We start from the raw sequence: 22524 nt of genomic DNA, 5'->3' as shown, positions 1-22524 counted from the left end.
CCTTCGGGAGCTTTTTTTAATGTACCTGAATAATGGTATTGTCATCATCAATGAGCAAGTAGTCATTATTGACTTTATACCACTGCTGCCCATGCTTAGGTCTAGGTAGCTGATAATAATTATAATCGACTTTGTAACGGTCGCTACGGTAGTGCTGTGGCATGGTATAGCCTGTTTGCCACTTGAGTTGTTTTAAACGCTCAAAACCACGCTCTTCACGTTGGCGACGACGTTCTTGTAAATCTTGCAATGAAACAGCATCACGGTACTCATTTGCAGAATCAAAAAAGCCTCCGCCACCATGACCCGAATTTCCACCATGCGGTGGGCCTGCAAAAGCAATGGGGATACTTAGCCAAACAGTCAAGCATAGTGCCATCGCTGTTAAACTTTGTTTCATTTTGCTTCCTCGAATGTATTACGTATGCCTAGCTGGCTTGACTACTGTATAAAAAAAATGCAGAGAAACTGTGAAGATCATGACATGATTTTTTTAAAAACATTGGAATATTGGCTATATTCAAGATTCTTATGCAAATTTTAAGATCATTATGATCTAAAAAACAGCATCTTAATTTAAAGATGCTGAAGTTTGAGGTGAGGGTATAAGATGCGCAATGTTAAAATAATGATTTTATCGTTCTATAAAATCAGTCTTGTGCGTTAATACTTTGACCATTCATGCCGATACTGTCTTCACCCATCAGGTATAAATAAGCAGGCATCAGGCTTTCTGGTGTTGGCAAGCTAAGCGGATCTTCCTGTGGGAAAGCTTTGGCACGCATCGCAGTACGAGTTGCCCCAGGATTAATGCAGTTGTAGCGAATGTTGGCAAAGCTATTTTCACTGGCAAAAATCTTGTTCATGGCTTCAACGGCAACTTTTGAAATCGAATAAGCGCCCCACATGGCACGTGCTTCACGTCCCACACCCGAGGAGGCAAATACCACAGAAGCATTTTCTGATTTTTGTAAGAGAGGTAACAGTGTTTGCGTCAAAATAAACGGTGCACGCAAATTAACCGCCATGACTTCATCCCAGACATCGACTGGATAATCTGCTAGAGCCACACGTTCGCCTAAAATGCCAGCATTATGCAAAATGCCATCGAGACGGCCAAACTGGTGTTCTAAGGTATCGACCAAGTGTTCGTATTCACGGCTAGATGCAGTGGAGAGCTGTAAGGGGAGAATCGCGGGTTGTGGTGCACCTAAGCTTTCAATTTCATCATAAATCACTTCAAGTTTGTTCAGCGTGCGTCCATGCAGCACTACTGTTGCACCATGTAAGGCATAACTAATGGCTGCTGCACGCCCAATACCTTCACCCGCACCTGTAATTAAAATAATTTTGTCTTTTAATAAGTCAGTTCGAGGTTGATATTCTGAATATTTCATTATGAAACCTCCATTTGTCATTGATTTGTTTATTAAATTTTTAAATGTTGCTGCAATACTTGCTGAAGTTGAGACACATTTTCAATAATGCAGTCGGCTTGCCATGCCTGTAAGTTATCACGCTGCTGTACAGGTAGATAACCATAAGCGGCAAGAATTGTATACATTTCTGCATTGCGACCTGCCTCGATATCACGCGGATGATCACCCACATAAATAATCTGCTGCGGGTCGATCTCAAGCTGTTTGGCAGCTAAAAACATCGGTTCTGGGTGTGGTTTGGCATGCGTGACATCATCAGGGCAGACCAAAACCGAGCAACGTTGTTGTAAATTTAGCGCTTCTAATAAAGACTCGCTCAGATTGCGCGGTTTGTTGGTGACAATACCCCAAGGAATCTGGTGTTGTTCCAGCATTTCAAGCAATGGATACATGCCTTCAAACAGATTGGTATCCACCACAATCTGTTGACCATAACGCTCCAGAAAGTCTTGGCGATGTGCCAAGAAGGTTGCATCATCAATAGCCAACTCTGGATAGACCAGTTTCACCATGGCACGTGCGCCTTCAGACACCTGACTGCGAATGCTGTCAGCATCCACGACTGGGCGTTGCTGTTCACGACACATGCTTTGAATGATGCGGATAAAGTCGGCTGCTGTATCAATCAGCGTACCATCTAAATCAAATAAGACTGCTTTCATTGCTTAAACCAGATTTTGTGTATACACCATATAGTTCACATCAACATTGGGTGCGAGCCAATAATGTTTGGTGAGTGGATTGTAATGTAAGCCAGTCATTTGTTTCAGTTTCAAACCTGCTGCTTCAATGTCCGTGGCTAATTCAGATGGGCGAATAAATTTATGATAGTCATGCGTACCTTTTGGCAGCATCCGTAGCAGGTATTCCGCCCCAATAATGGCAAACAGATATGATTTTGGATTGCGGTTAATGGTCGAGAAAAATACGTGACCGTTTGGCTTCACCAGCTTTTGGCAAGCCTGAATAATCGAAGCAGGGTCGGGCACATGCTCCAGCATTTCCATACAAGTCACGATATCGTATTGACCTGCCTGTTCTTCAGCCAGTTGTTCAACAGGAATTTGACGATATTGGATATTGGTGACCTGTTCTTGTTCGGCATGTAAACGTGCCACCGCCAGTGGTGCTTCACCCATGTCAATACCAAGTACTTCTGCTGCCCCACGACGTGCCATGCTTTCTGCCAAAATACCGCCACCGCAACCGACATCTAAAACTTTTTTGCCACGTAAGCCGCCAGACAATTCATCAATCCAGTTTAAGCGTAGTGGGTTGATCTGATGCAAGGGCTTGAATTCGGAATGCTGGTCCCACCATTTGGCCGCGAGAGCTTCGAATTTTGCAATTTCTTGTGGATCAACATTCAGCTGTGACATGACCTTCACCTCAGTACAGTGCTTCATTTTTAAAAGATTTGTTTTCGTTGCTAGTGTAGCGCGTCTTGGGAAAAAAGCGATAAAAGCTGTAAAAAAGTTGACAGAAACAAAACGTTTTTTGCATAGATGTTTTATAGTTAACAGCTAAGCTAGTCAAAATCTTATATAAGGAAACATCAATCAATGAAAAAATTCATTATCAATGGCTTAGCTGCAACAGTTATGGCATTTTCAGCCAACGCGATGGCGGCAGATTTTGTTGCGGGTAAAGATTATACGGTTTTACAAAATCCTGGTAAGGTTGATGTTCCAGGGAAAATCGAAGTTCGTGAATTTTTTTGGTACGGTTGTCCACACTGCTTTAAATTAGAACCATATATGCAGTCATGGTTGAAAAAATTACCTAAAGATGTGAATTTTGTCCGTTCTCCTGCAGCCATGAACCCAGTTTGGGAGTCAGGTGCGCGTACTTACTATGCATCTGAACAATTGGGCGTGCGTAAACGTACCCATTTGGCTTTGTTTGATGCCATTCATTTGAAAAACCAGCAAATTTTTGATCAGGCTTCAGCGGCACAATTTTTTACCAAATATGGTGTGCCAGCAGCAAAATTCAATGAAGCCTATAGCTCTTTTGCAGTCACTGCCAAAGTTGCCCAGTCGAATCAGCTCGCTGCTCAGTATCAGCTAACAGGTGTACCTGCGGTTGTGGTGAACGGTAAATATCTGGTTCGAGGTGAAGATGGTAAAGTACCTGAAGTGGTAAGCTACTTGATTAACAAAGAGCGCCATAGCAAATAACTCGTTAGGTGTTTGGTTAAAAGCGTATGGTGACATACGCTTTTTTATGGGCTTAAGGAAAGTGAATATACTGAAGTTGTTGTATGAAACACTGCAATAAGTGATCTTTTTGCTGGGTTTCATGACTATGCAGCCATTTGATAATCCATGCAAAATGCAGTTCAATGCAAAGCTCTGCAAATGCTAGTGGTTGCTGGTTATCAAGCCATTGTCCTGCATATTTTTTATTGAGAAGCTGTGCCAGATCATCAATTAAAAATATCACTTCCTGACGAATTTTTTCTCGAAGAAAGCTTCCACCTCCCCAACGTTCCACAATAAAAAAATGCCAGTGAGCAGCTTTTTGCTGGGCCTGATCGCAAAATAACGATAAATGTGTTTCGAGTATTTCACTGTTTTTATGTTGTATATGCTCCAAGAACTGGGTCAGGTGGCTTTTGATAATTAAAGAGGTTTGATCCACCAGTTCAATTGCCAATTGCTCCTTGTTCGGAAAATAACGATAAAAAGCACTGGGCACCATGCCGACGGCTTGTGCCAGTTGTCGTAAACTAATGCTGTTAAAACACTGACCTGCATAGTTCAGCTTTAATACTTGTTCCAGAATCGCTTGCTGACTCTGCAATTTACGTTCTGCACGTACTGACATAGCAAGTCCATCCTTAAAATTTTTTTCTATATATTGTGCAATAAGTATAGCGTTTCTCGAGTGAAGAAAATGTGAGTTTTTACTGTATTTTAAAAATATTAAATATAAATCATATGGTTATATAGTTAATATAATAGGTTGGGGTTGAATGAAATCAACTTGATTAAAAAACATAGGTCGTACCTACACAAGTCGCTTCATCAGTTTCACGATACAAATCATGATCATGTGTGGGCAATGTTGTTCATGTTTTTAATGAGAAATTGAGGGTTCGGCGAGGTTGGTGTAGAAAACAATATTTACATCATTAAAAAAAGAATATTCTTTTGCATAAAAAATAATTAAATTCAAAATGTTGTATTTTTATCAATAGATGAACCTGATGTGTCAAACAGATCATTTTCTAAAATTTGGCAAGGATTCTGCTATACTTGCCCGTGAAATTTTTGGCTGAACACTGAAGGAAAAATTATGCGTATTGACCAACGGGCATTAAACCAATTGCGTGATGTGAAAATTACACGTAACTACACGCGCTATGCTGAAGGCTCGGTTCTCGTTGAGTTTGGTCATACCAAAGTCCTTTGTACCGCAAGTATCGATAACAGTGTGCCGCGCTTTTTAAAAGGTCAAGGTCAAGGCTGGGTGACAGCAGAATACGGTATGTTACCCCGTTCGACCCATACCCGTTCTGACCGTGAAGCGTCACGTGGTAAGCAAACAGGTCGTACTCAGGAAATTCAGCGTCTGATTGGACGTAGTCTGCGTGCCATGATTGATCTGAAAAAACTCGGTGAAAATACCATTACCATCGACTGTGATGTGATTCAGGCTGATGGTGGTACACGTACTGCTGCAATTACAGGTGCTGCGGTTGCACTGGTCGATGCCATGAATGTTTTGCTTGAGCAAAAGAAAATTAAGCATGACCCACTCAAAGGTTTGGTCGCAGCAATTTCTGTGGGTATGTACCAAGATGAAGTGCTACTTGACCTTTGCTATGAAGAAGATTCAAACTGCCAAACAGACCTCAATGTGGTGATGACACAGGCGGGTGAGTTTATTGAAATTCAGGGTACAGCAGAAGATAAGCCATTTACCCGTACCCAATGTAATGCCATGTTAGAACTGGCTGAGCAAGGTATTCAAGAGCTGATCAAAAAACAGCAACAAGCTTTAGGCTGGTAAGTCAATCGCTCAAAAAAAAGACTCCGTATGGAGTCTTTTTTTATTTTAAAAGCAGAATACTTGCCCATGCAATTGCAATCATACTCAGTGTCACAAATTGTGCAGCGCTGCCCATATCCTTGGCATTTTTTGCTAAAGGATGGCGTTCTAGTGAAATGCGATCGACCACCGCTTCAATTGCAGAATTGAATAATTCAACAATCAGCGCCAGTAAACCGACTAAAATCAAAATCAGATGCTCTAATTTTGACAAACTGAGCCATAAATTGATTGGAAGTAAGACAATATTCAGTAAGACAATCTGGCGAAAGGCGGCTTCGTAGCGAAAGGCGGATTTAAATCCAGCGATTGAGTAACTCGTCGCATTCAGAATACGTTTGATTCCCGTTTTGCCTTTCAACGGTGAGTATGGATCCATGATAGTCTACAAATAAAGAAACTATGGGGTATGTTAATCAACCTCTGGTAAAAAGTAAAAAATAACGCCGTGCTAATAGTATTTGGACTGTTAGATTACGCTCTTCGAGTCTGGCTCAGTTAAAATGCTTGAATGTGATTTAATGCGGAAATGAAGATGCAAAACCAGACAAAATTTAAAGTGGTGGAGGGTACTTTATGCGGTGCGCAGCAGTTACCTTCTCCAAACTTTAATCAACGTCCTGCTCAAACGCAGATTCGGCTAGTGGTGATTCATAATATCAGTTTGCCGCCTTCGCAATTTGGAGGAGGCTACATTCAGCAATTTTTCCAAAATCAACTGGACTGGAATGCACATCCGTATTTTCAAACGATTAAAGGCATGCAGGTTTCAGCACATCTTTTAATTCTAAGAACAGGTGAAGTCCTGCAATTTGTCAATTTTCAGGATCGGGCATGGCATGCTGGGCGTTCGAGCTATTTGGGTGTGCCTGAATGTAATGATTATTCGATTGGTATCGAGCTGGAAGGCAGTGATGATCTGCCATTTGAATCTGTACAATATCAGGTGCTTGCACAGGTTGCGTCAGCCTTGCAGAAGGCCTATCCGCAGATTCAGCAGCATATTGCGGGGCATTCCGATATTGCACCGCAGCGTAAAACCGATCCAGGCATGCATTTCCACTGGGCAGATTTTCGTGAATTGTTACATAAAGAAAATCACATAAATTGAAGAATTAATAACGAAATTGTTCAGGCTTTTCTTTAAAATAGCCACTTCCAATTTGACTTAGGTGTAAGCGATGGCGCTTTGGCGGTCGACCTTTATCGTGAGTGCAATGACCATGCTGTCCCGTGTGTTGGGACTGGTGCGTGACATGGTGTTGCTGAACGTGTTTGGTGCAGGCAAAGAATTCGACGTCTTTGTAGTTGCATTTCGCATTCCCAATTTTTTCAGGCGACTGTTTGCCGAAGGTGCATTTTCTCAAGCCTTTATTCCGATTTTGACTGAGTACAAAACCGGACGTTTACATGCAGAAGTGCAAATCCTGATTAGTCGGGTGTTTGGCTGCCTGTTGGTGGTGATGTCATCCATTACCTTGCTCGCCATGATTATCGCGCCTGCCATCGTGTATATCTATGCGCCAGGTTTTCATAATGATCCCGACAAGTTTGCCCAAGCGGTTGAAATGTTCCGTTTGACTATTCCGTATCTGATGTTTATGTCACTGACGGCATTTGCCAGCAGTATCCTGAACAGTTACGGGGCATTTTTTAGCCCAGCGTTTTCTCCAGTGCTGCTGAATCTGGTGATGATCGCAGGGGCATGGTGGCTGACGCCGTATTTGCAAACCCCAATTATGTCATTGGGTTGGGCGGTGCTGGCAGCGGGTGTTATCCAGCTCACCATCCAGATTCCTGAGTTATGGCGCAAGAAACTGCTGATTCCACCGCGCATTGATTTTAAACATGAAGGGGTGGAGCGTATTCTCAAGCTGATGCTGCCTGCACTGTTTGGGGTATCTGTCACCCAAATCAATTTGTTGCTGAATACCATTTGGGCATCGTTCATGCAAAGTGGTTCGGTGTCATGGTTGTATAGCGCCGAACGTATGACCGAGTTACCACTGGGTTTAATTGGTGTGGCGATTGGTACGGTGATTTTACCATCATTGTCGGCACGGCATGCAGAGCAAGATCTTGAGCGCTTTCGTGGCATGATTGACTGGGCGGCACGGGTCATCATCATGGTGGGTGTGCCTGCCAGTGTGGCCCTGTTTATGTTGTCAACGCCGATTATCCAGACCTTGTTTCAGCGCGGTGAGTTTACCGCAGAAGACACTCATATGACTTCACTGGCATTGCAGTGTATGAGTGGCGGGGTGTTGGCATTTATGCTGATTAAAGTGTTTGCTCCTGGTTTTTATGCCCAGCAAGATACCAAAACGCCAGTGCGTGTGGGCTTAATGGCGGTCGCTGCCAATGCGATTTTAAACGTGATTCTGATTAGCTTCTTTAAATCGATTCACTGGCATGCTGAGCATATGGCTCTCGGAATTGCATCTTCAGGTTCGGCATTTGTCAACGCGGGAATGCTGTATTACTACTTGCACAAACGCAATATTTACCGCTTTGGTGCACACTGGAAAAAGATTTTTGCCCAATACGGCTTTGCCAATTTATGTATGGCTGGCGTACTGGCGTATGGTTTGCATCTGTACGATGGGCATTTGTCTACATGGATGAAAATTGTAGAGCTGACAGCACTGTGTGTGGTTGGTGCGGCTGCATATGCTATCGGTTTGCTTCTTTCAGGCTTTCGTCTAGGGCACCTGCGTCCAGAGCATTAAACATAAAAAACCGACATCACAGTGTCGGTTTTTTTAACTCATTTTTTATTTAATTTTTAATAGTTCTACATCAAAAATCAGGGTGCTGTTGGGGCCAATGGCATCGCCTGCACCAATTTCACCGTAACCGAGTTTTGCTGGAATAAAGAAGCGGGTTTTACCACCTTCTTTCATGGTCAATAAACCTTCAGCTAAGCCGCTAACCACCTCACTGACGCGAAAAGTGGCAGCCTGCTCACGGGCAATTGAGCTATCAAAAACGGTGCCGTCAATCAGACGACCTTCATAGTTAATTTCAACGGTACTATTTTTGCTCGGGCTTTTGCCTTGACCCGCTTTGATCACTTGATATTGCAGACCTGAAGCCGTGGTTACTACGCCAGCTTGGTGGGCATTGTTGGCTAAAAAGTCAGCGCCAGCTTTGGCATTGATTTGAGCTTGTTGCTGATGTTGTAAAAGGTCTTTGGCTTCAGCCTGTTTTTTATAAAGTGCCAAGGCATTTGCCATTTCCTGTTCTGACAAGGCAGGGTTTTGGTTGTACGATGCAGCAGTCAAGCCCTGAACAAAGGCATTTAAATCGAGCCCTTGTATAGCTTCAGCATTACTTTTTCCCAAAAGATAGCCAAAACTATAACCTGCTTGTGTGCTAAGCGAGCTATTGGCATCAATGGTGCTGGCTGCCCATACGGGCGTGGATAAACAAGATAAGGCACACACAAAGCTCAGGATTTTTTTCATTATCATCTTCCTAAAATACAAATGGAGAGTTGTGACTCTCCATTGTTTTGATTATTTCACAGCAAGTAAATCGACCTTGAAGATCAATACGCTGTTTGGTGGAATGGCTTGGTTACCTTGTTCACCATAAGCCAGTTTGGCTGGAACATAAAGCATGATGCTACCACCTTCTTTGAGTAGTGGAATCCCTTCAATCCAGCCTGGAATGGTACCAGCAAGTGGGAATTCAGCCGGTTCACCACGTGCATAGCTGCTGTCAAAGACCGTACCGTCAACCAGCTTGCCTTCATAATTCACTTTTACAGTTGAATTGGCAGTCGCTTGTTTGCCTGTACCTTGTTTGATGATTTCATATTGCAAACCTGAAGCTGTGGTTTTTACACCCGCTTTCTTGGCATTTTCAGTCAGGAAAGTTTTGTTTTTTTCCTGCAAGCTGCTGAGTTTGCCTTGTAATTCTTTTTGATAGTTGACGATGGCATCTTTAACTTGTTGATCATTATAAGCATGTGGTTTGTGTTCGCGAGCGTCACGTAGACCTTGGGCAAAACCGTCAATGTCCATTTCAGGAGAAACCTGACCACCCATTTGGTAGCCTTGCATATAGCTCAGAACCTTTTTCGGTTCAGATGACGTGCCTGCGGATGCGCGATGTGTCTTTGCTGGAGCAGGGTGTTGAGATGCATAAAAAACAGGAACAAGTGCAGCGCCGCCTAAAATAACTGCAACAGCAACGGGTAAGGCTTTACTCATAAGAGGAATCCAATTTTATTTGATTAAAACAGCTTGCCTGATCATGCAGGCATTGGTGGCTCTAAGCATATAATGGATTGTAAACAAACGGTATGTTTTTTGTGTGAAGTAACTGCCTAATCTGACCAAAAACGTGTTTTAAATCTGTAAATAAAACCAGCCTGTACTAAAGCCCGAACTCGCTTTTTTATCCGAAAAATCAGTCTGATTTCTGTTATATTAGTCAGCCTGTAAGGATCATCCATTATGATCCTCTTTTACTTTATTGATTAGGATCGGACTGTCTATGTTGCAACGAGATCAACTCAAAATCGCGATTGTTGGTTTAGGCTATGTGGGACTGCCACTGGCTGTTGAATTTGGTAAAACTGTCGCAACAGTCGGGTTCGATATTCAGCAAAAGCGTATTGATGAACTGCGAAGCGGTCAGGATCATACTTTAGAAACCTCGCCAGAAGAATTACAACAGGCAAGCCATTTAAGCTATACCACCCAGATTGATGATTTACAGGATTGTAACTTCTTTATCGTGACAGTCCCAACCCCGATTGACCAGTATAAACAGCCTGACTTAACCCCGTTGGTGAAAGCTTCTGAAAGCATTGGTCGTGTGCTGAAAAAAGGCGATATCGTGGTGTACGAGTCGACCGTGTATCCGGGTGCGAGCGAAGAAGTCTGTATTCCTGTACTGGAAAAAGTTTCAGGTCTGACTTTCAATCAGGATTTTTACGCAGGCTATAGCCCCGAGCGGATTAACCCGGGCGATAAAGAACACCGTGTCACCAATATTTTAAAAATCACTTCGGGTTCAACCCCTGAAATCGCCGATTATGTCGATGAAGTCTATAACCTGATTATCACCGCAGGCACGCACAAAGCGCCAAGCATTAAAGTCGCCGAAGCGGCAAAAGTCATTGAAAATACCCAGCGCGATGTGAATATTGCGCTGATCAATGAACTAGCGTTGATTTTCAATAAAATGGGCATCGACACTGAAGATGTCCTTAAAGCCGCAGGCACCAAGTGGAACTTCTTACCATTCCGTCCGGGTCTGGTCGGCGGGCATTGTATCGGGGTAGATCCATACTATTTGACCCATAAAGCACAGGCAATTGGCTATCATCCTGAAATTATTCTGGCGGGTCGCCGCTTAAATGACAGCATGGGTGCCTATGTAGTGACTCAGCTCGTCAAAGCCATGGTGAAAAAGCGCATTCAGGTGGAAGGTGCCAAAGTCTTGGTACTGGGTTTAAGCTTTAAAGAAAACTGTCCTGACATTCGTAATACCCGAATTATTGATATTATTCATGAATTGCAGGAATACCACATTCAGGCTGATGTACATGATCCGTGGGTGGATGCTGCCGAAGTACAGCATGAATATGGCTTGGAACTGACCGAGCAGCCGAAAAATCATTACTATGATGCGGTGGTGCTGGCAGTTGCCCATCAGCAATTTAAAGCATTGACTCGTGATGACATTGCCAAAATGTGTAAAGCCAATTTTGTGTTGTATGACTTGAAATATGTGCTCGATAAAGACTGTGTGGACATCCGTCTGTAAGCGACCTCATGAGTAAAAAAGTCTATCTCAATTCACTGTGGATGATGGCTGAAAAGCTATTGTCCATTTTTGGATTGATCTTCGTTACCTCGTTTGTGGCACGTTATATCGGGCCTGCCAATTTCGGTAAGCTGACTTTTGCCACCTCAATTTTTGCGATTGTGCAAACGGTGTCATTGTTTGGTTCAGACAACCTGATTTTCCAAAAAACCAGTCAAAACCGCAAAACCGGTGAGCACATTATTTTTGCCACGCGGACGTTACGCAATCTGTTCTTTGCAGTTTTTGCCAGTCTGGTGCTGTTATATCTGTATTTAACTGTTGATCCACTGACCTTTATTTTTTCGGTGGCGGCGTGTATTGGGGTGTATTTTTCCCTGCATGACACCGCTTATAGCATTTACTTCAATGCCACCTTGCAGTCACGTTTTAATACCATATGTAATGTCACCGCGATTTTGGTGAGCCTGATTGTGCGTTATGGAATTGCCGAATTTCATTTACCTGTCAGCTATTTAAGTATTCCGATCGTGTTGGTGACCCTCGTTCCTTTTCTGATGCGTCGGGCGATTTTTGCACGTAAAAAACTCAGCACACCACAGCGCATTGCCGATCATTTACAGCAGTATCGCAGTTATGTGTTGAAAGTCGGACGCAAACTGGTGCTGTACACCTTGTCGATTGCGATTTTTACCAAGACCTCACAACTGTTTTTGGGGATGAAATCGCAGCACGATCTGGGGATTTATTCGGTCGCGATGACTTTGGGCAGCAGTTTTTACTTTGTTTTAAATGCTTTTATTTCCTCATTTCTCACCCAGATTTATGCGGAAAAAGACTTTGAACGCAGCCAGAATATGGTGGCACGTTTAAACTTGATGGTCATCGTGATTGCCTCCTCGGCTGCGGTATTTTTCGCGCTGTTTGGGCACTGGATTATCCAGTGGTTGTATGGCGCGGCCTATCAGCAGGTCAATGATATTCTGATTATTGCGGTGTTCGTCACCCTGTTTTCAGGCATGTCGACGGTGGCTGAAAAGTATCTGATCAAGTTCAATGCCTATGATTATTTGCATCATAAAACCATGACTCTGGTGGCATTTAATGTCATCGTGACCTTCTTGGCGATTCATTATTTTGCCCTTTACGGCGCAATTTTTGCGATTCTCGCCACAGAAATTTTGTCTTTAACGTTGTTTAATTACTTTTATAAGCAGGGTTTAATTTTAGATACGCATATTCGTATCTTTAAACCGTCCACCTATTTCAAACGCTGAGAATACCCGATGAAGCTGAGCTTGATCATCCCCGTTTATAATGTCGAAAAGTACATTGAACAATGCCTGACCAGTATCTGCCAGCAGCTGCCTGAGCCTGAGGTCGAGGTGATTGTGGTCGATGATGGCAGCCCAGACCAGTCGGTTGCCAAAGCGCAGCAGTTTTTGGCACAGCAGTCTGAAGCGGTACAGCAGCAATTTCGGATTATCCGCCAAAAAAATCAGGGTTTGAGTGGGGCGCGTAATACAGGGATTGGAGAGGCGCAAGGCGAGTACGTGGCATTTCTGGATTCGGATGATTATCTCAATCCGCAGTATTTTGCTGAAGTGTTCAAAGGTATTGAAACGGGCGCTGACATCATCCAGTTTGCGGTGCAACGCGTGGATGACCAAGGCAATACCATTCCGTTTTTACACCGTATGTCGAAGCAGGGTTTGCAAACCCTGAATCAGGACATTTTACTGGAACTGTCCAACCGTTCGGCTTGGTTTGCATGGCTGCGAGTGTATAAACGCGAGTTATTTAAGGACATTCGCTTTCCTGTGGGCAAAAACTATGAAGATGCCTACACCACGCCGTTGTTATTTTTCGCAGCAAAAACCGCTTATTTCAGCCCTGAAGTATTGATCAATTACCGCATCAATCCGCAAGGCATTACCGCGACCAAATCCCGTAAAAATATTGATGATTTGGGTGGCGTGCCGCTGTTTTATTTAGAACGTATTGAGCAGCATCCTGAACTGGTGGCAACCATGATTGCGATTAGCCAGTCACATATTATGGATGTACTGAATGCCGATGGGATCAGCGCGGCACAGCAGCGCTGGAAAACCTTAAAACAGCAAATGCGTCAGCATCCGCTACGTGAAGAGATGATCCGTAATCGCGGTAACCGTCTGTTTTTCCAATATGGCGTGGCCTTTTTGTTATTTGACCGCACTTTACGCCGTTTGGGCCTGAAAAAATGATCGGCAAAATTTGCTTTCTGATTGGTAATCTCAACCTTGCAGGTGGAACTGAGCGCGTCACCACACTGGTTGCCAATGCCTTAGCCGCACAGGGGCAGCAAGTCTGTATTCTGAACCTGTCACAGGGAGAGCGCCCATTTTTTGCCTTGGATGCCCGTGTGGAAAACCATGCACTTTATCCACAGCCTGTGTCGATGAAAAGTCATTTACTGTGGACAATTTGGAAAATCCGCCGTTTTGTGCAGCAGCAACAGATTCAGCATCTAGTGGTGGTGGACAGCATTTCCTGTATTTTTACTGTACCAGCCTTGTTCGGTTTGAAGGTACAGCATATTTGCTGGGAACATTTTAATTTTGAAGTGGATTTAGGTTTACGTCTGCGCCGTGTCGGGCGGGTCTGGGCAGCGCGTCATGCTGATGCAGTTGTGACTTTAACTGAGCATGACCGACAGTTGTGGCAGCAGGGCATTGCTAAAATCTCAGCGAAGCTTCAAGCCATTGCGAATCCGTCACCTTTTAAGATCACTACACAGTTACCGAGTCAAAGCCATAAAACGGTGCTTGCGGTGGGACGCTTACGTTCTGAAAAAGGCTTTGATTTGCTGCTTGAGGCATGGCAATTGCTCAGCTCAAAGTATCTTGACTGGACGCTGCGGATAGTGGGGAGTGGTGAGCAGGAACAGGCGCTCAAACAACATGCAATTCAACTTGGTATTGAACACTCTGTGGATTGGGTCGCTGCAACGCCTGAAATTGCTCAGTATTATGCACAGGCATCGATTTACTGTTTAAGCTCACGTTTTGAAGGTTTTGGTATGGTGCTGCTTGAAGCTCTGAGCTTTGGTTTGCCGATTGTGGCTTTTGATTGTCCGATTGGCCCACGTGAGATTTTAGCCAACACGCCAAACCGATTGGTTGCCCCTGAAAATGTACAGCAGTTGAGTGACCAATTAGCGCAGATGATGGATCTGGATACTAAGGGTTATCAAACAATTGCCAAGCAAAATCAGCAGTATGTGCAACAGTATTCTAGTGAGCAGATTGTGGCACAGTGGCTCGATCTGTTTGCTCAAGCCTGAGTGAGTTGAAGATGAAAATTTTGTTGCTGATCACAGGGTTGGGTTTGGGCGGTGCGGAAAAAGTCGTGACTAGTCTTGCCGATCAACTGTTTGAAGCAGGGCATCAGGTCAAAATCGCCTATTTGCGTGGTGAGATTGAGGTTCGACCACAACATGCCGAGATTGAACTGATTCAACTGGGTTTAAATTCACTGGCGAACTTCTCACAAAGCGCCCAGCGTTTTGCCCAGATCATGCACCAGTTTCAGTCCGATGTGGTACATGCACATATGTTCCATGCGATTTTATTTGCTCGTTTGCTACATCGTTCGGCACAGATTCCGTATTTGATTTGCACGGCGCACAGTAAGGCAATTGGGGGCAAAGCACGGCAGTGGTTGTACCGTCTGACCGACCGTTATAGTGATCTGAATACCAATGTCAGTCAGGAAGCCACCGATTTTTTTATTGCACAAAAAGCCTTTAGTGCAGCCAAAAGCACCGCGGTCAGCAACGGCATTGATACACAAAAATTTCAATTTTCCGCATCAGCACGTCAGCAGCTTCGTCAACAACTAGGCTATTCAGCAGAGATACCTGTATTGATGGCGGTCGGGCGTTTGATGCAAGCCAAAGATTATCCCAACCTGATTCAGGCATTTCGCTTACTACAACAAACTCAGCCGAAAGCTCAGTTATTGATTGTGGGGGATGGGGTACAACGGGCTGAACTGGAACAGCAGGTGCAGCAGTTGGGTTTGGTGGATCACATCCGTTTTCTCGGTGTGCGTCATGATGTTGCCGAACTATTGTCTGCAGCAGATGTTTTTGTGCTGTCCTCGGCTTGGGAAGGTTTTGGTTTGGTAGTGGCAGAAGCCATGAGCTGTGAACGGGTGGTGGTAGCAACCGACTGCGGTGGCGTAAAAGAAGTTTTGGGTGAGCCTGAGTGGCTCATTCCGCCACAAAACGCAGAAATGCTCAGCAAAAAACTTGTCCAAGCGTTACAATTGTCGACAGAACAAAAAGCCCAATTGGGGCAGCAGCACCGCCAGCGCATTCAGCAGCATTATTCCATCCAGAGTATGCTGCAACAATGGTTGGCACTTTATCACCTCAGCACTGAGAGAACAGCATCATGAGCCAATATCAACAATGTTGTGAACAACTGCAACAGCAACCCAAAACATGGTTAGTCACAGGCGTCGCGGGATTTATTGGTTCAAATTTGCTGGAACAACTGTTGTTGCTGGGTCAGCGTGTGGTCGGCTTAGATAACTTTTCGACAGGTTTTCAGCACAATCTCGATGAAGTGCAGGCTATCGTGTCGGCTGAGCAATGGCAGAATTTTAAGTTTATTCAGGGTGATATTTGCAACCTTGAATACTGCCAAACGGCTTGTGCAGGTGTGGATTATGTGTTGCATCAGGCGGCACTTGGTTCAGTGCCACGTTCGATTGAAAATCCGATTGCGACCAATGCTTCCAACATCTCGGGCTTTGTGAATATGTTGGTAGCTGCCAAAGATGCCCAAGTAAAAAACTTTGTCTATGCTGCCAGTAGTTCGACTTATGGTGATCATCCTGCCTTGCCTAAAAAAGAAGAGATTATTGGCAATCCATTGTCGCCATATGCCGTGACCAAATACGTCAACGAACTGTATGCCAGCGTGTTCCAGCGTTGTTATGGCTTTAATTCGATAGGTCTGCGTTATTTTAATATTTTTGGCAAACGCCAGACTCCAGATGGTGCTTATGCAGCAGTAATTCCTAAATGGACGGCTGCCATGATTCAGGGTGATACCGTGTATATCAATGGTGATGGCTCAACCAGCCGTGATTTTAACTATATCGCCAATGCGGTACAGGCAAACCTGTTGGCAGCCACCACTGAAAACACTGCTGCACTCAATCAAATTTATAATGTTGCGGTTGGTGGACGAACTGATTTAAATCAACTGTTTAATATGCTAACTGAAACCTTGGCGAAAAATGCAGTGGATTATACTCAGGCTGCTGTCTATCGGGATTTCCGAGCAGGCGATGTGCGCCATTCGCAAGCCGATATTTCCAAAATTCAGACTTTGCTCGGCTATCAGCCGCAGTTCAATATTGCGCAGGGCATTGAGCAAGCCATGCCATGGTATGTACAGCATTTACACGGTTCGGCAAAATAATCTATGAAGTTCTGCATTATTTCCAATGACCTACATACTGTCCGAAATTTTCGGGGTGACTTGCTCAATAGCATTGCAGCGAAAGGCTATGCCATTCACATCCTTGCGCCGAATATCGAACTGTATCCTGAAGATCAGGCATATTTTCAGAAGTTGGGATTTGCTTTACACAGTTATCCATTACAAAAAATGGGTACCAATCCTGTTGCAGACTCGAAAACCTTGTTGGCAATTTACCAGCAGCTTAAAGCCATACGTCCCAATAAAGTGCTGAGTTATACCATTAAACCGATTCTGTATGGCACGATTGCAGCGTATCTGGCAAAAGTACCTGAGCGCTATATTTTACTCAGTGGTTTGGGCTTTGCCTTTCAGAATGATCAGTCGGCGGGTCGTTTTAAATATGTGAAACGTCTATTTAACCAGATTTTCCGTTTTGCACTGCGTAAAGCTAGTGCAGTGATTTTTCAAAATGCCGATGATCTGGCTTTGGTGCGTGAGCTTAAGCATCTGCCCGTGCGGATTCCGACCTATATTGTGAATGGCTCAGGCGTGAATACCGAAAAATTTGCCCCACAGCCGTTATTACTGGATGAGAAAGGGCAACCGCAGCCGATCTTTTTGATGGTGGCACGTTTGTTGAAAGACAAAGGTGTGTATGAATACATTGCTGCAGCCAAGCAAATCAAGCAGCGTTATCCTGCGGCACATTTTCATCTGGTCGGCTGGATTGATGAGAACCCTGCGGCAATTGCTCAGGATGATCTAGAAGCATGGATGGCATCGGGTTTGATTCAGTATTGGGGCAAACTCAGTGATGTCCGTCAGGCGATTTGCCAAGCCAATATTTTTGTGTTGCCGTCCTACCGTGAAGGCATTCCGCGTTCGGTACTCGAAGCCATGGCAATGCGCCGTGCGATTATCACCACCGATGCACCAGGCTGTAAGGAAACGGTGATTGAAGGGCAAAATGGTTTTAAAGTCCCTGTCCGCGATGTGGATGCACTGGCTCAAGCGATGCAGCGTCTGATCGAACAGCCTGCACAGATCGAACAGATGGCGGCTCAGTCCTTGGCATTGGTACAGCAGCGTTATGATGTAAAACGAGTCAATCAACAAATGTTACAGGCGATGCAATTTGTGACAGATTGATTGTGGTGTTGAGCTTGCAGATGCATGGCAGTTTAGCCCAAGAGTTGATAAAATACGCTTTTAAAAGTTGATCTACCATTTCGGCAGACCAGAGTTTCAACAAGGTTCAATTAAATGTCTACTATCGCTATGCGATATGATTCCGGTTTGTGGATGAAATAATCATGCTCAAAAGACTTGTCGATATCATTATTGCTTCTATTGCATTTACGATTTTGTTGCCTGTGTTTATTTATGTTGCCTTCAAGGTCAAAAAGAATCTGGGTTCACCCATTTTCTTCTACCAAGAACGTCCAGGGAAAGATGGCAAGCTGTTTAAAATGATGAAGTTTCGCTCTATGAAAGACGCACTTGATCAGCATGGCAACCCACTCCCAGACGATCAGCGCATGACGCCGTTTGGTCAGAAGCTACGTTCAACCAGTTTGGATGAAATGCCACAATTGCTCAACGTCATTAAAGGCGATATGAGTGTAGTCGGTCCTCGCCCGATGCTTAAAGAGTTTGTCGAACACTATACACCTGAACAGGCACGCCGTCTGGAAGTGCGCCCAGGCATGACAGGACTGGCACAGATTAGCGGGCGCAACGAGCTCGATTATGAAGAGCGTTTTAAATGTGATGTTTGGTATGTCGATCATCATAATGTCTGGGTGGACTTCAAAATCATGTTCAAGACCGTATCAGTGATGATGAAAAAAGAAGGCATTAATGCGCCTGGACATGTGGGACCATCGCTATTTACAGGTAGTGATCCTGACGCATCGAAACAAACTAAAACCTGATAATAGTGAATGAATGAATGATTAAAAAAGCGATTTTGCCTGTTGCAGGCTTGGGAACACGGTTTTTACCTGCCAGCAAGTCAATTCCAAAAGAAATGGTCACTGTGGTTGATCGCCCTGCAATTGAATATGTGGTACGTGAAGCGGTTGAAGCAGGTATCGAACAGATTATTTTGGTGACACATTCTTCAAAAGCCTCGATTGAAAACTATTTTGACCGTAATTTTGAACTTGAAACCACATTAGAACAAAAACAAAAATGGGATTTGTTGGCAGAGATTCGCCAGATTGTCCCTGAGCATGTCAGCATTGTGAGTGTGCGCCAGCCGCAGCCTTTGGGTTTGGGGCATGCAGTATTGTGTGCCAAGTCATTGATTGGTGATGAGCCATTTGCTGTATTGTTGCCTGATGTTTTGGTCAAAAGCCAAACTGAGCAAAATGATTTGGCACAAATGGCAGCGCGTTACCAACAGGTACAAGCTGCGCAAATTATGGTTGAAGCAGTGCCTGACCATTTGGTCGATCAATATGGCATTGTTGATGTGAATACAGTCCTTGTTGAAGGGCAAAGTATAGTCATGCAGGGCATTATTGAAAAACCTGCTGTAGGCACTGCACCAAGCAATTTGTCTGTGGTCGGGCGTTATATTTTACCTGCCAAAATCATGCAGTTATTACAGCAGACACCGAAAGGTGCAGGCAATGAAATCCAGCTGACCGATGCGATTGCCATGCTGCAACACACTGATGTGGTCGAAGCCTATCGTATGTCTGGTGTCACATTTGACTGTGGCAGCAAGCTCGGTTACCTCAAGGCAGTATTACATTATGCTGTTGAGCATCCTAAATTGGGTGAAAAATTTATTGAACTCATTCAGGAACTGAAACTTTAAGAGAGACGAAATGCCATGAAAATCGCAGTTTATGGAGCGACATTGAATGCGGGCGTTATGGCTGGGTTATTTGCAGAATATGGACACCAGGTTTTTTGGAGTCCATATTCAAGTGACGATCAAACGAGTTCTATCCAATATCAAGATAAAACGGTTAATCAGCTCATCTCTACTCAGGCACAGACAAAAAGATTATCAATATGTGATTTAGCAGAGATCCCTTTACACATAGATGCTTATTTTTTCGCTTTTAATAGTAATGAAGAACAACAAGTTGATTTTATTTTAAATTGTTTACAACAACAGCCGATTATTCATCCGAAGTTAATGATTAATGGGTCTAGCTTTGGTTTAAATGGAACAACCGCCTTAAAACAAAAATTGCCTCAAGATTATTGGTGTTATTTGCCAGATATGGTGCAAGAAGGGAATGCCATTAATAGTGTCTTACAAGTTTCTCATGTGGTGATTGGTATTGATCATCTGGATGTGAAGCCACAAATTAAAGAGATTTTACGGCCTTTTTATCGCGCAAATCATCATTATGTCTTTATGCCAATTCTGGATGCTGAGTTCACTAAACTCAGTATTTCAGGCATGTTGGCAACCCGCATTAGTTATATGAATGATCTGGCTCAGGTTGCAGAAAAACTCAATATTGATATTGCCAATGTTCGCTTAGGTCTTGGTGCAGATAATCGAATCGGTTCGAGTTATTTGGCAGCAGGCGCAGGCTTTGGCGGCGCAAACTTTTCCCACGATATTTTAACGCTGTCTAAAACCATCGCCGACGCAGGGGTGAAAGGTCAGTTGTTGGAGCAGGTCTGGGAAATTAATGAACAACAAAAAGAAATCCTGTTCCGCAAGCTTTGGAATTATTATCAGTGTGACCTGAAAGGCAAAGTCATTGCAATTTGGGGTGCTTCGTTTAAAGAGGATACACCACGCACGGATTACTCTCCGATTCATACCATGTTGCAAGCGCTTTGGGCACAAGGTGCAATCGTGCAATTACATGATCCACAGGCCTTGCCACTGATTGCCGAGCAATATGGAAACCGTGCTGATTTGGTGTTGTGTGAAGATCAGTATGAAGCCACACAAGGTGCAGCAGCATTGTGTTTGCTTACGGCATGGAAACAGTATTTAAGTTTAGATTATCGTCTTTTGCATCAGTTGATGCAGCATCCTTTAATTTTGGATGGACGCAATATTTATGATCCTGATTATGTGAAGGCACAAGGTTTTGCCTATGCAGGGGTTGGTCGACAATGACAGAAGAAAATATTACCCATTTCCCCAAACACCAAACCAGTTTGGCTCAGCAACAACTCAGCAGTTTGGCTGACACGATGTCACAGTTACATCTGACAGAGTTATTCGAGCTGGATGCTGAGCGTTTTCAGCAGTTTTCATTGCGATTTGAGCAGCTGTTTCTGGATTATAGCAAACAACGTATTGACCAGCGGATTATCCAGCAGCTGGTCCGTTTGGCTGAGCAACAACAGCTGAAGGAATGGATTCAAACTTTATTTTCCGAGCAGCGGATTAACTATACTGAACAGCGCGCAGCGATGCATTGGGCACTGCGGTTGCCTGCGCAGTCAGCTGAGTTTCCTGCATTTTCTGATCAAGTCCAGCAGCAATTACAGCGTATGTATGCTTTGGTCGAGAAAATTCATGCAGGGCAATATCGCGGTGCAACAGGTGAAGTGATTCAGGATGTGGTCAATATCGGAGTCGGTGGGTCTGACTTAGGGCCACTGATGGCGACACATGCTTTGTCGGATTTTAAAGTCAATACAGCAAAATCACTGCATGTGCATTTTGTGTCGACCATGGATGGCAGCCAGCTTTCAGATTTACTGCATCAGCTACGACCTGAGACGACACTGTTTATTATTTCATCTAAATCTTTTGGTACGATTGATACACTGTCTAATGCACAAACTGCGCGTTTGTGGCTTGAAAAAGCTTTGGGACAGCAAGATAAGGTGACGAAAAGTCATTTTATTGGTGTATCGACCAAAGCAGATAAGATGACGGCATGGGGTATTGCACCTGACAAGCAGTTTTTGCTTTGGGACTGGGTGGGTGGTCGTTATTCACTATGGTCATGTATTGGCCTACCGATTGCTTTAACCATTGGAGTTAAAGGTTTTCAGCAGTTTTTAGCAGGGGCGCATGCGATTGATCAGCATTTTCGCTCGGCTGATTTTGCAGAGAATATTCCAGTGCTCATGGGGCTACTTGGCGTTTGGAATACCAATTTTCTCGATGTGCAGACCCATGCGATTTTACCTTACGATGGTCGCTTAAAGTATTTTGCGGCGTATTTGCAGCAACTGGAAATGGAATCGAATGGTAAATCGATTCAGCGCAATGGGCAAAAAGTGAGCATGAAAACCTGCCCGATTGTTTGGGGTGAAGTTGGCCCAAATGCCCAGCATGCATTTTACCAGTTGCTACATCAGGGTACACATGCAGTCAGTTGTGATTTTCTTGCTCCTGTACAACGTTACAATGCTAAGCAATTTACTTATGTGGAAAATGCCAGTGCCCTGATCGAGCAGCATCATCTGGCACTTTCGAACTGTTTGGCACAATCACGTTTACTGGCATTTGGTAATCAAGCTTTGGATAAAAGTGAGCTGGATCATTTACCAATTTATAAACAGTATGCAGGAAATCAGGGCAGTTCAACTCTGTTGGTGGATGAACTCAATCCATATAGTTTGGGAATGCTGATCGCCTGTTACGAACATAAAGTTTTTGTACAGTCTGTGATTTGGAACATTAATCCATTTGACCAGTGGGGCGTGGAAAAAGGCAAGGAAATTGCCAATCAGCTATTGCCGATTTTAAATGGTCAGCAACAAGATGAGTTGCAACTGGATGCATCGACACAAGGCTTACTCACGATTCTGTTAGGAAAATAAAC

23 protein-coding genes are annotated in these 22524 nt (G+C 44.0%); 15 read left to right on the top strand and 8 right to left on the bottom strand.

The features are described from left to right. Window positions 1-16: 16 nt before the first annotated feature. The 4 genes from ACX1N5_RS07825 to ubiG form a co-directional block, all read right to left on the bottom strand. Window positions 17-400, bottom strand: a complete 384-nt coding sequence (locus ACX1N5_RS07825; protein ID WP_458801033.1) for an RcnB family protein — start codon at window positions 398-400, stop codon at window positions 17-19. 250 nt (window positions 401-650) lie between these two features. After that, the gene (locus tag ACX1N5_RS07820; RefSeq protein WP_116727837.1) at window positions 651-1397 is read right to left on the bottom strand and encodes a YciK family oxidoreductase; all 747 of its coding nucleotides are present in this window, start codon (window positions 1395-1397) and stop codon (window positions 651-653) included. A 32-nt stretch (window positions 1398-1429) separates the two neighbouring features. Further along, complete coding sequence (locus ACX1N5_RS07815) at window positions 1430-2101, bottom strand: HAD family hydrolase (RefSeq protein WP_458801035.1); 672 nt, start codon at window positions 2099-2101, stop codon at window positions 1430-1432. 3 nt (window positions 2102-2104) lie between these two features. Further along, window positions 2105-2818, bottom strand: coding sequence for a bifunctional 2-polyprenyl-6-hydroxyphenol methylase/3-demethylubiquinol 3-O-methyltransferase UbiG (gene ubiG / locus ACX1N5_RS07810; protein WP_458801037.1), 714 nt, complete (start codon window positions 2816-2818; stop codon window positions 2105-2107). A 183-nt stretch (window positions 2819-3001) separates the two neighbouring features. Here ubiG and ACX1N5_RS07805 point away from each other — a divergent pair, with 183 nt between their 5' ends. Then, on the top strand, window positions 3002-3619 hold the full coding sequence (locus ACX1N5_RS07805) for a thiol:disulfide interchange protein DsbA/DsbL (RefSeq protein WP_458801039.1): 618 nt from the start codon (window positions 3002-3004) through the stop codon (window positions 3617-3619). A 52-nt stretch (window positions 3620-3671) separates the two neighbouring features. Here ACX1N5_RS07805 and ACX1N5_RS07800 read toward each other — a convergent pair whose 3' ends face one another. Further along, window positions 3672-4268, bottom strand: a complete 597-nt coding sequence (locus ACX1N5_RS07800; RefSeq protein WP_458801041.1) for a TetR family transcriptional regulator — start codon at window positions 4266-4268, stop codon at window positions 3672-3674. 471 nt (window positions 4269-4739) lie between these two features. On the opposite strand from ACX1N5_RS07800, the gene rph reads away from it, so the two are divergent. Beyond that, entirely contained in the window at window positions 4740-5456 is a 717-nt protein-coding gene (rph, locus tag ACX1N5_RS07795; protein ID WP_004750254.1) for a ribonuclease PH, read from the top strand. Window positions 5457-5496: 40 nt separating this feature from the next. On the opposite strand, the gene ACX1N5_RS07790 is transcribed toward rph, so the two are convergent. Then, window positions 5497-5874, bottom strand: coding sequence for a diacylglycerol kinase (locus tag ACX1N5_RS07790; RefSeq protein WP_131381853.1), 378 nt, complete (start codon window positions 5872-5874; stop codon window positions 5497-5499). Window positions 5875-6030: 156 nt separating this feature from the next. On the opposite strand from ACX1N5_RS07790, the gene ampD reads away from it, so the two are divergent. Both ampD and murJ read left to right on the top strand, forming a co-directional pair. Further along, entirely contained in the window at window positions 6031-6606 is a 576-nt protein-coding gene (gene ampD / locus ACX1N5_RS07785; RefSeq protein ID WP_458801043.1) for a 1,6-anhydro-N-acetylmuramyl-L-alanine amidase AmpD, read from the top strand. Between the two features lie 70 nt (window positions 6607-6676). Further along, complete coding sequence (gene murJ, locus ACX1N5_RS07780; protein WP_458801045.1) at window positions 6677-8224, top strand: murein biosynthesis integral membrane protein MurJ; 1548 nt, start codon at window positions 6677-6679, stop codon at window positions 8222-8224. A 45-nt stretch (window positions 8225-8269) separates the two neighbouring features. On the opposite strand, the gene ACX1N5_RS07775 is transcribed toward murJ, so the two are convergent. Continuing rightward, on the bottom strand, window positions 8270-8962 hold the full coding sequence (locus ACX1N5_RS07775) for an FKBP-type peptidyl-prolyl cis-trans isomerase (RefSeq protein WP_458801047.1): 693 nt from the start codon (window positions 8960-8962) through the stop codon (window positions 8270-8272). Between the two features lie 51 nt (window positions 8963-9013). Beyond that, complete coding sequence (locus ACX1N5_RS07770; protein WP_458801049.1) at window positions 9014-9712, bottom strand: FKBP-type peptidyl-prolyl cis-trans isomerase; 699 nt, start codon at window positions 9710-9712, stop codon at window positions 9014-9016. Window positions 9713-9998: 286 nt separating this feature from the next. On the opposite strand from ACX1N5_RS07770, the gene tviB reads away from it, so the two are divergent. The 11 genes from tviB (at window position 9999) to pgi (ending at window position 22522) form a co-directional block, all read left to right on the top strand. Next, window positions 9999-11276, top strand: coding sequence for a Vi polysaccharide biosynthesis UDP-N-acetylglucosamine C-6 dehydrogenase TviB (tviB, locus tag ACX1N5_RS07765; protein ID WP_458801051.1), 1278 nt, complete (start codon window positions 9999-10001; stop codon window positions 11274-11276). An 8-nt stretch (window positions 11277-11284) separates the two neighbouring features. Further along, entirely contained in the window at window positions 11285-12553 is a 1269-nt protein-coding gene (locus tag ACX1N5_RS07760) for an oligosaccharide flippase family protein (protein ID WP_458801053.1), read from the top strand. Window positions 12554-12562: 9 nt separating this feature from the next. Further along, window positions 12563-13522: a glycosyltransferase family 2 protein gene (locus ACX1N5_RS07755; RefSeq protein ID WP_458801055.1), complete on the top strand. Its 960-nt coding sequence runs from the start codon at window positions 12563-12565 to the stop codon at window positions 13520-13522. Then, window positions 13519-14601, top strand: coding sequence for a glycosyltransferase family 4 protein (locus tag ACX1N5_RS07750; RefSeq protein WP_458801057.1), 1083 nt, complete (start codon window positions 13519-13521; stop codon window positions 14599-14601). Before ACX1N5_RS07755 ends, ACX1N5_RS07750 begins: the two co-directional genes overlap by 4 nt. An 11-nt stretch (window positions 14602-14612) precedes the next feature. Continuing rightward, a complete protein-coding gene (locus tag ACX1N5_RS07745; RefSeq protein ID WP_458801059.1) occupies window positions 14613-15719 on the top strand; it encodes a glycosyltransferase in 1107 nt (368 codons plus the stop codon). After that, a complete protein-coding gene (locus tag ACX1N5_RS07740) occupies window positions 15716-16753 on the top strand; it encodes an NAD-dependent epimerase/dehydratase family protein (protein ID WP_458801061.1) in 1038 nt (345 codons plus the stop codon). Before ACX1N5_RS07745 ends, ACX1N5_RS07740 begins: the two co-directional genes overlap by 4 nt. Window positions 16754-16756: 3 nt before the next feature. Then, window positions 16757-17905, top strand: a complete 1149-nt coding sequence (locus ACX1N5_RS07735) for a glycosyltransferase family 4 protein (RefSeq protein WP_458801063.1) — start codon at window positions 16757-16759, stop codon at window positions 17903-17905. A gap of 164 nt (window positions 17906-18069) precedes the next feature. Next, window positions 18070-18690, top strand: a complete 621-nt coding sequence (locus tag ACX1N5_RS07730; protein WP_004750228.1) for a sugar transferase — start codon at window positions 18070-18072, stop codon at window positions 18688-18690. A 17-nt stretch (window positions 18691-18707) separates the two neighbouring features. Further along, a complete protein-coding gene (gene galU / locus ACX1N5_RS07725) occupies window positions 18708-19583 on the top strand; it encodes a UTP--glucose-1-phosphate uridylyltransferase GalU (protein WP_458801065.1) in 876 nt (291 codons plus the stop codon). 15 nt (window positions 19584-19598) lie between these two features. Next, window positions 19599-20858: a UDP binding domain-containing protein gene (locus tag ACX1N5_RS07720; RefSeq protein WP_458801067.1), complete on the top strand. Its 1260-nt coding sequence runs from the start codon at window positions 19599-19601 to the stop codon at window positions 20856-20858. Next, window positions 20855-22522, top strand: a complete 1668-nt coding sequence (gene pgi / locus ACX1N5_RS07715) for a glucose-6-phosphate isomerase (protein ID WP_131389247.1) — start codon at window positions 20855-20857, stop codon at window positions 22520-22522. Before ACX1N5_RS07720 ends, pgi begins: the two co-directional genes overlap by 4 nt. Window positions 22523-22524: the final 2 nt, after the last annotated feature.

The sequence above is a fragment of the Acinetobacter sp. ANC 4636 genome, from assembly GCF_054454555.1.
This window is presented reverse-complemented; position numbering and strand designations above follow the sequence as displayed.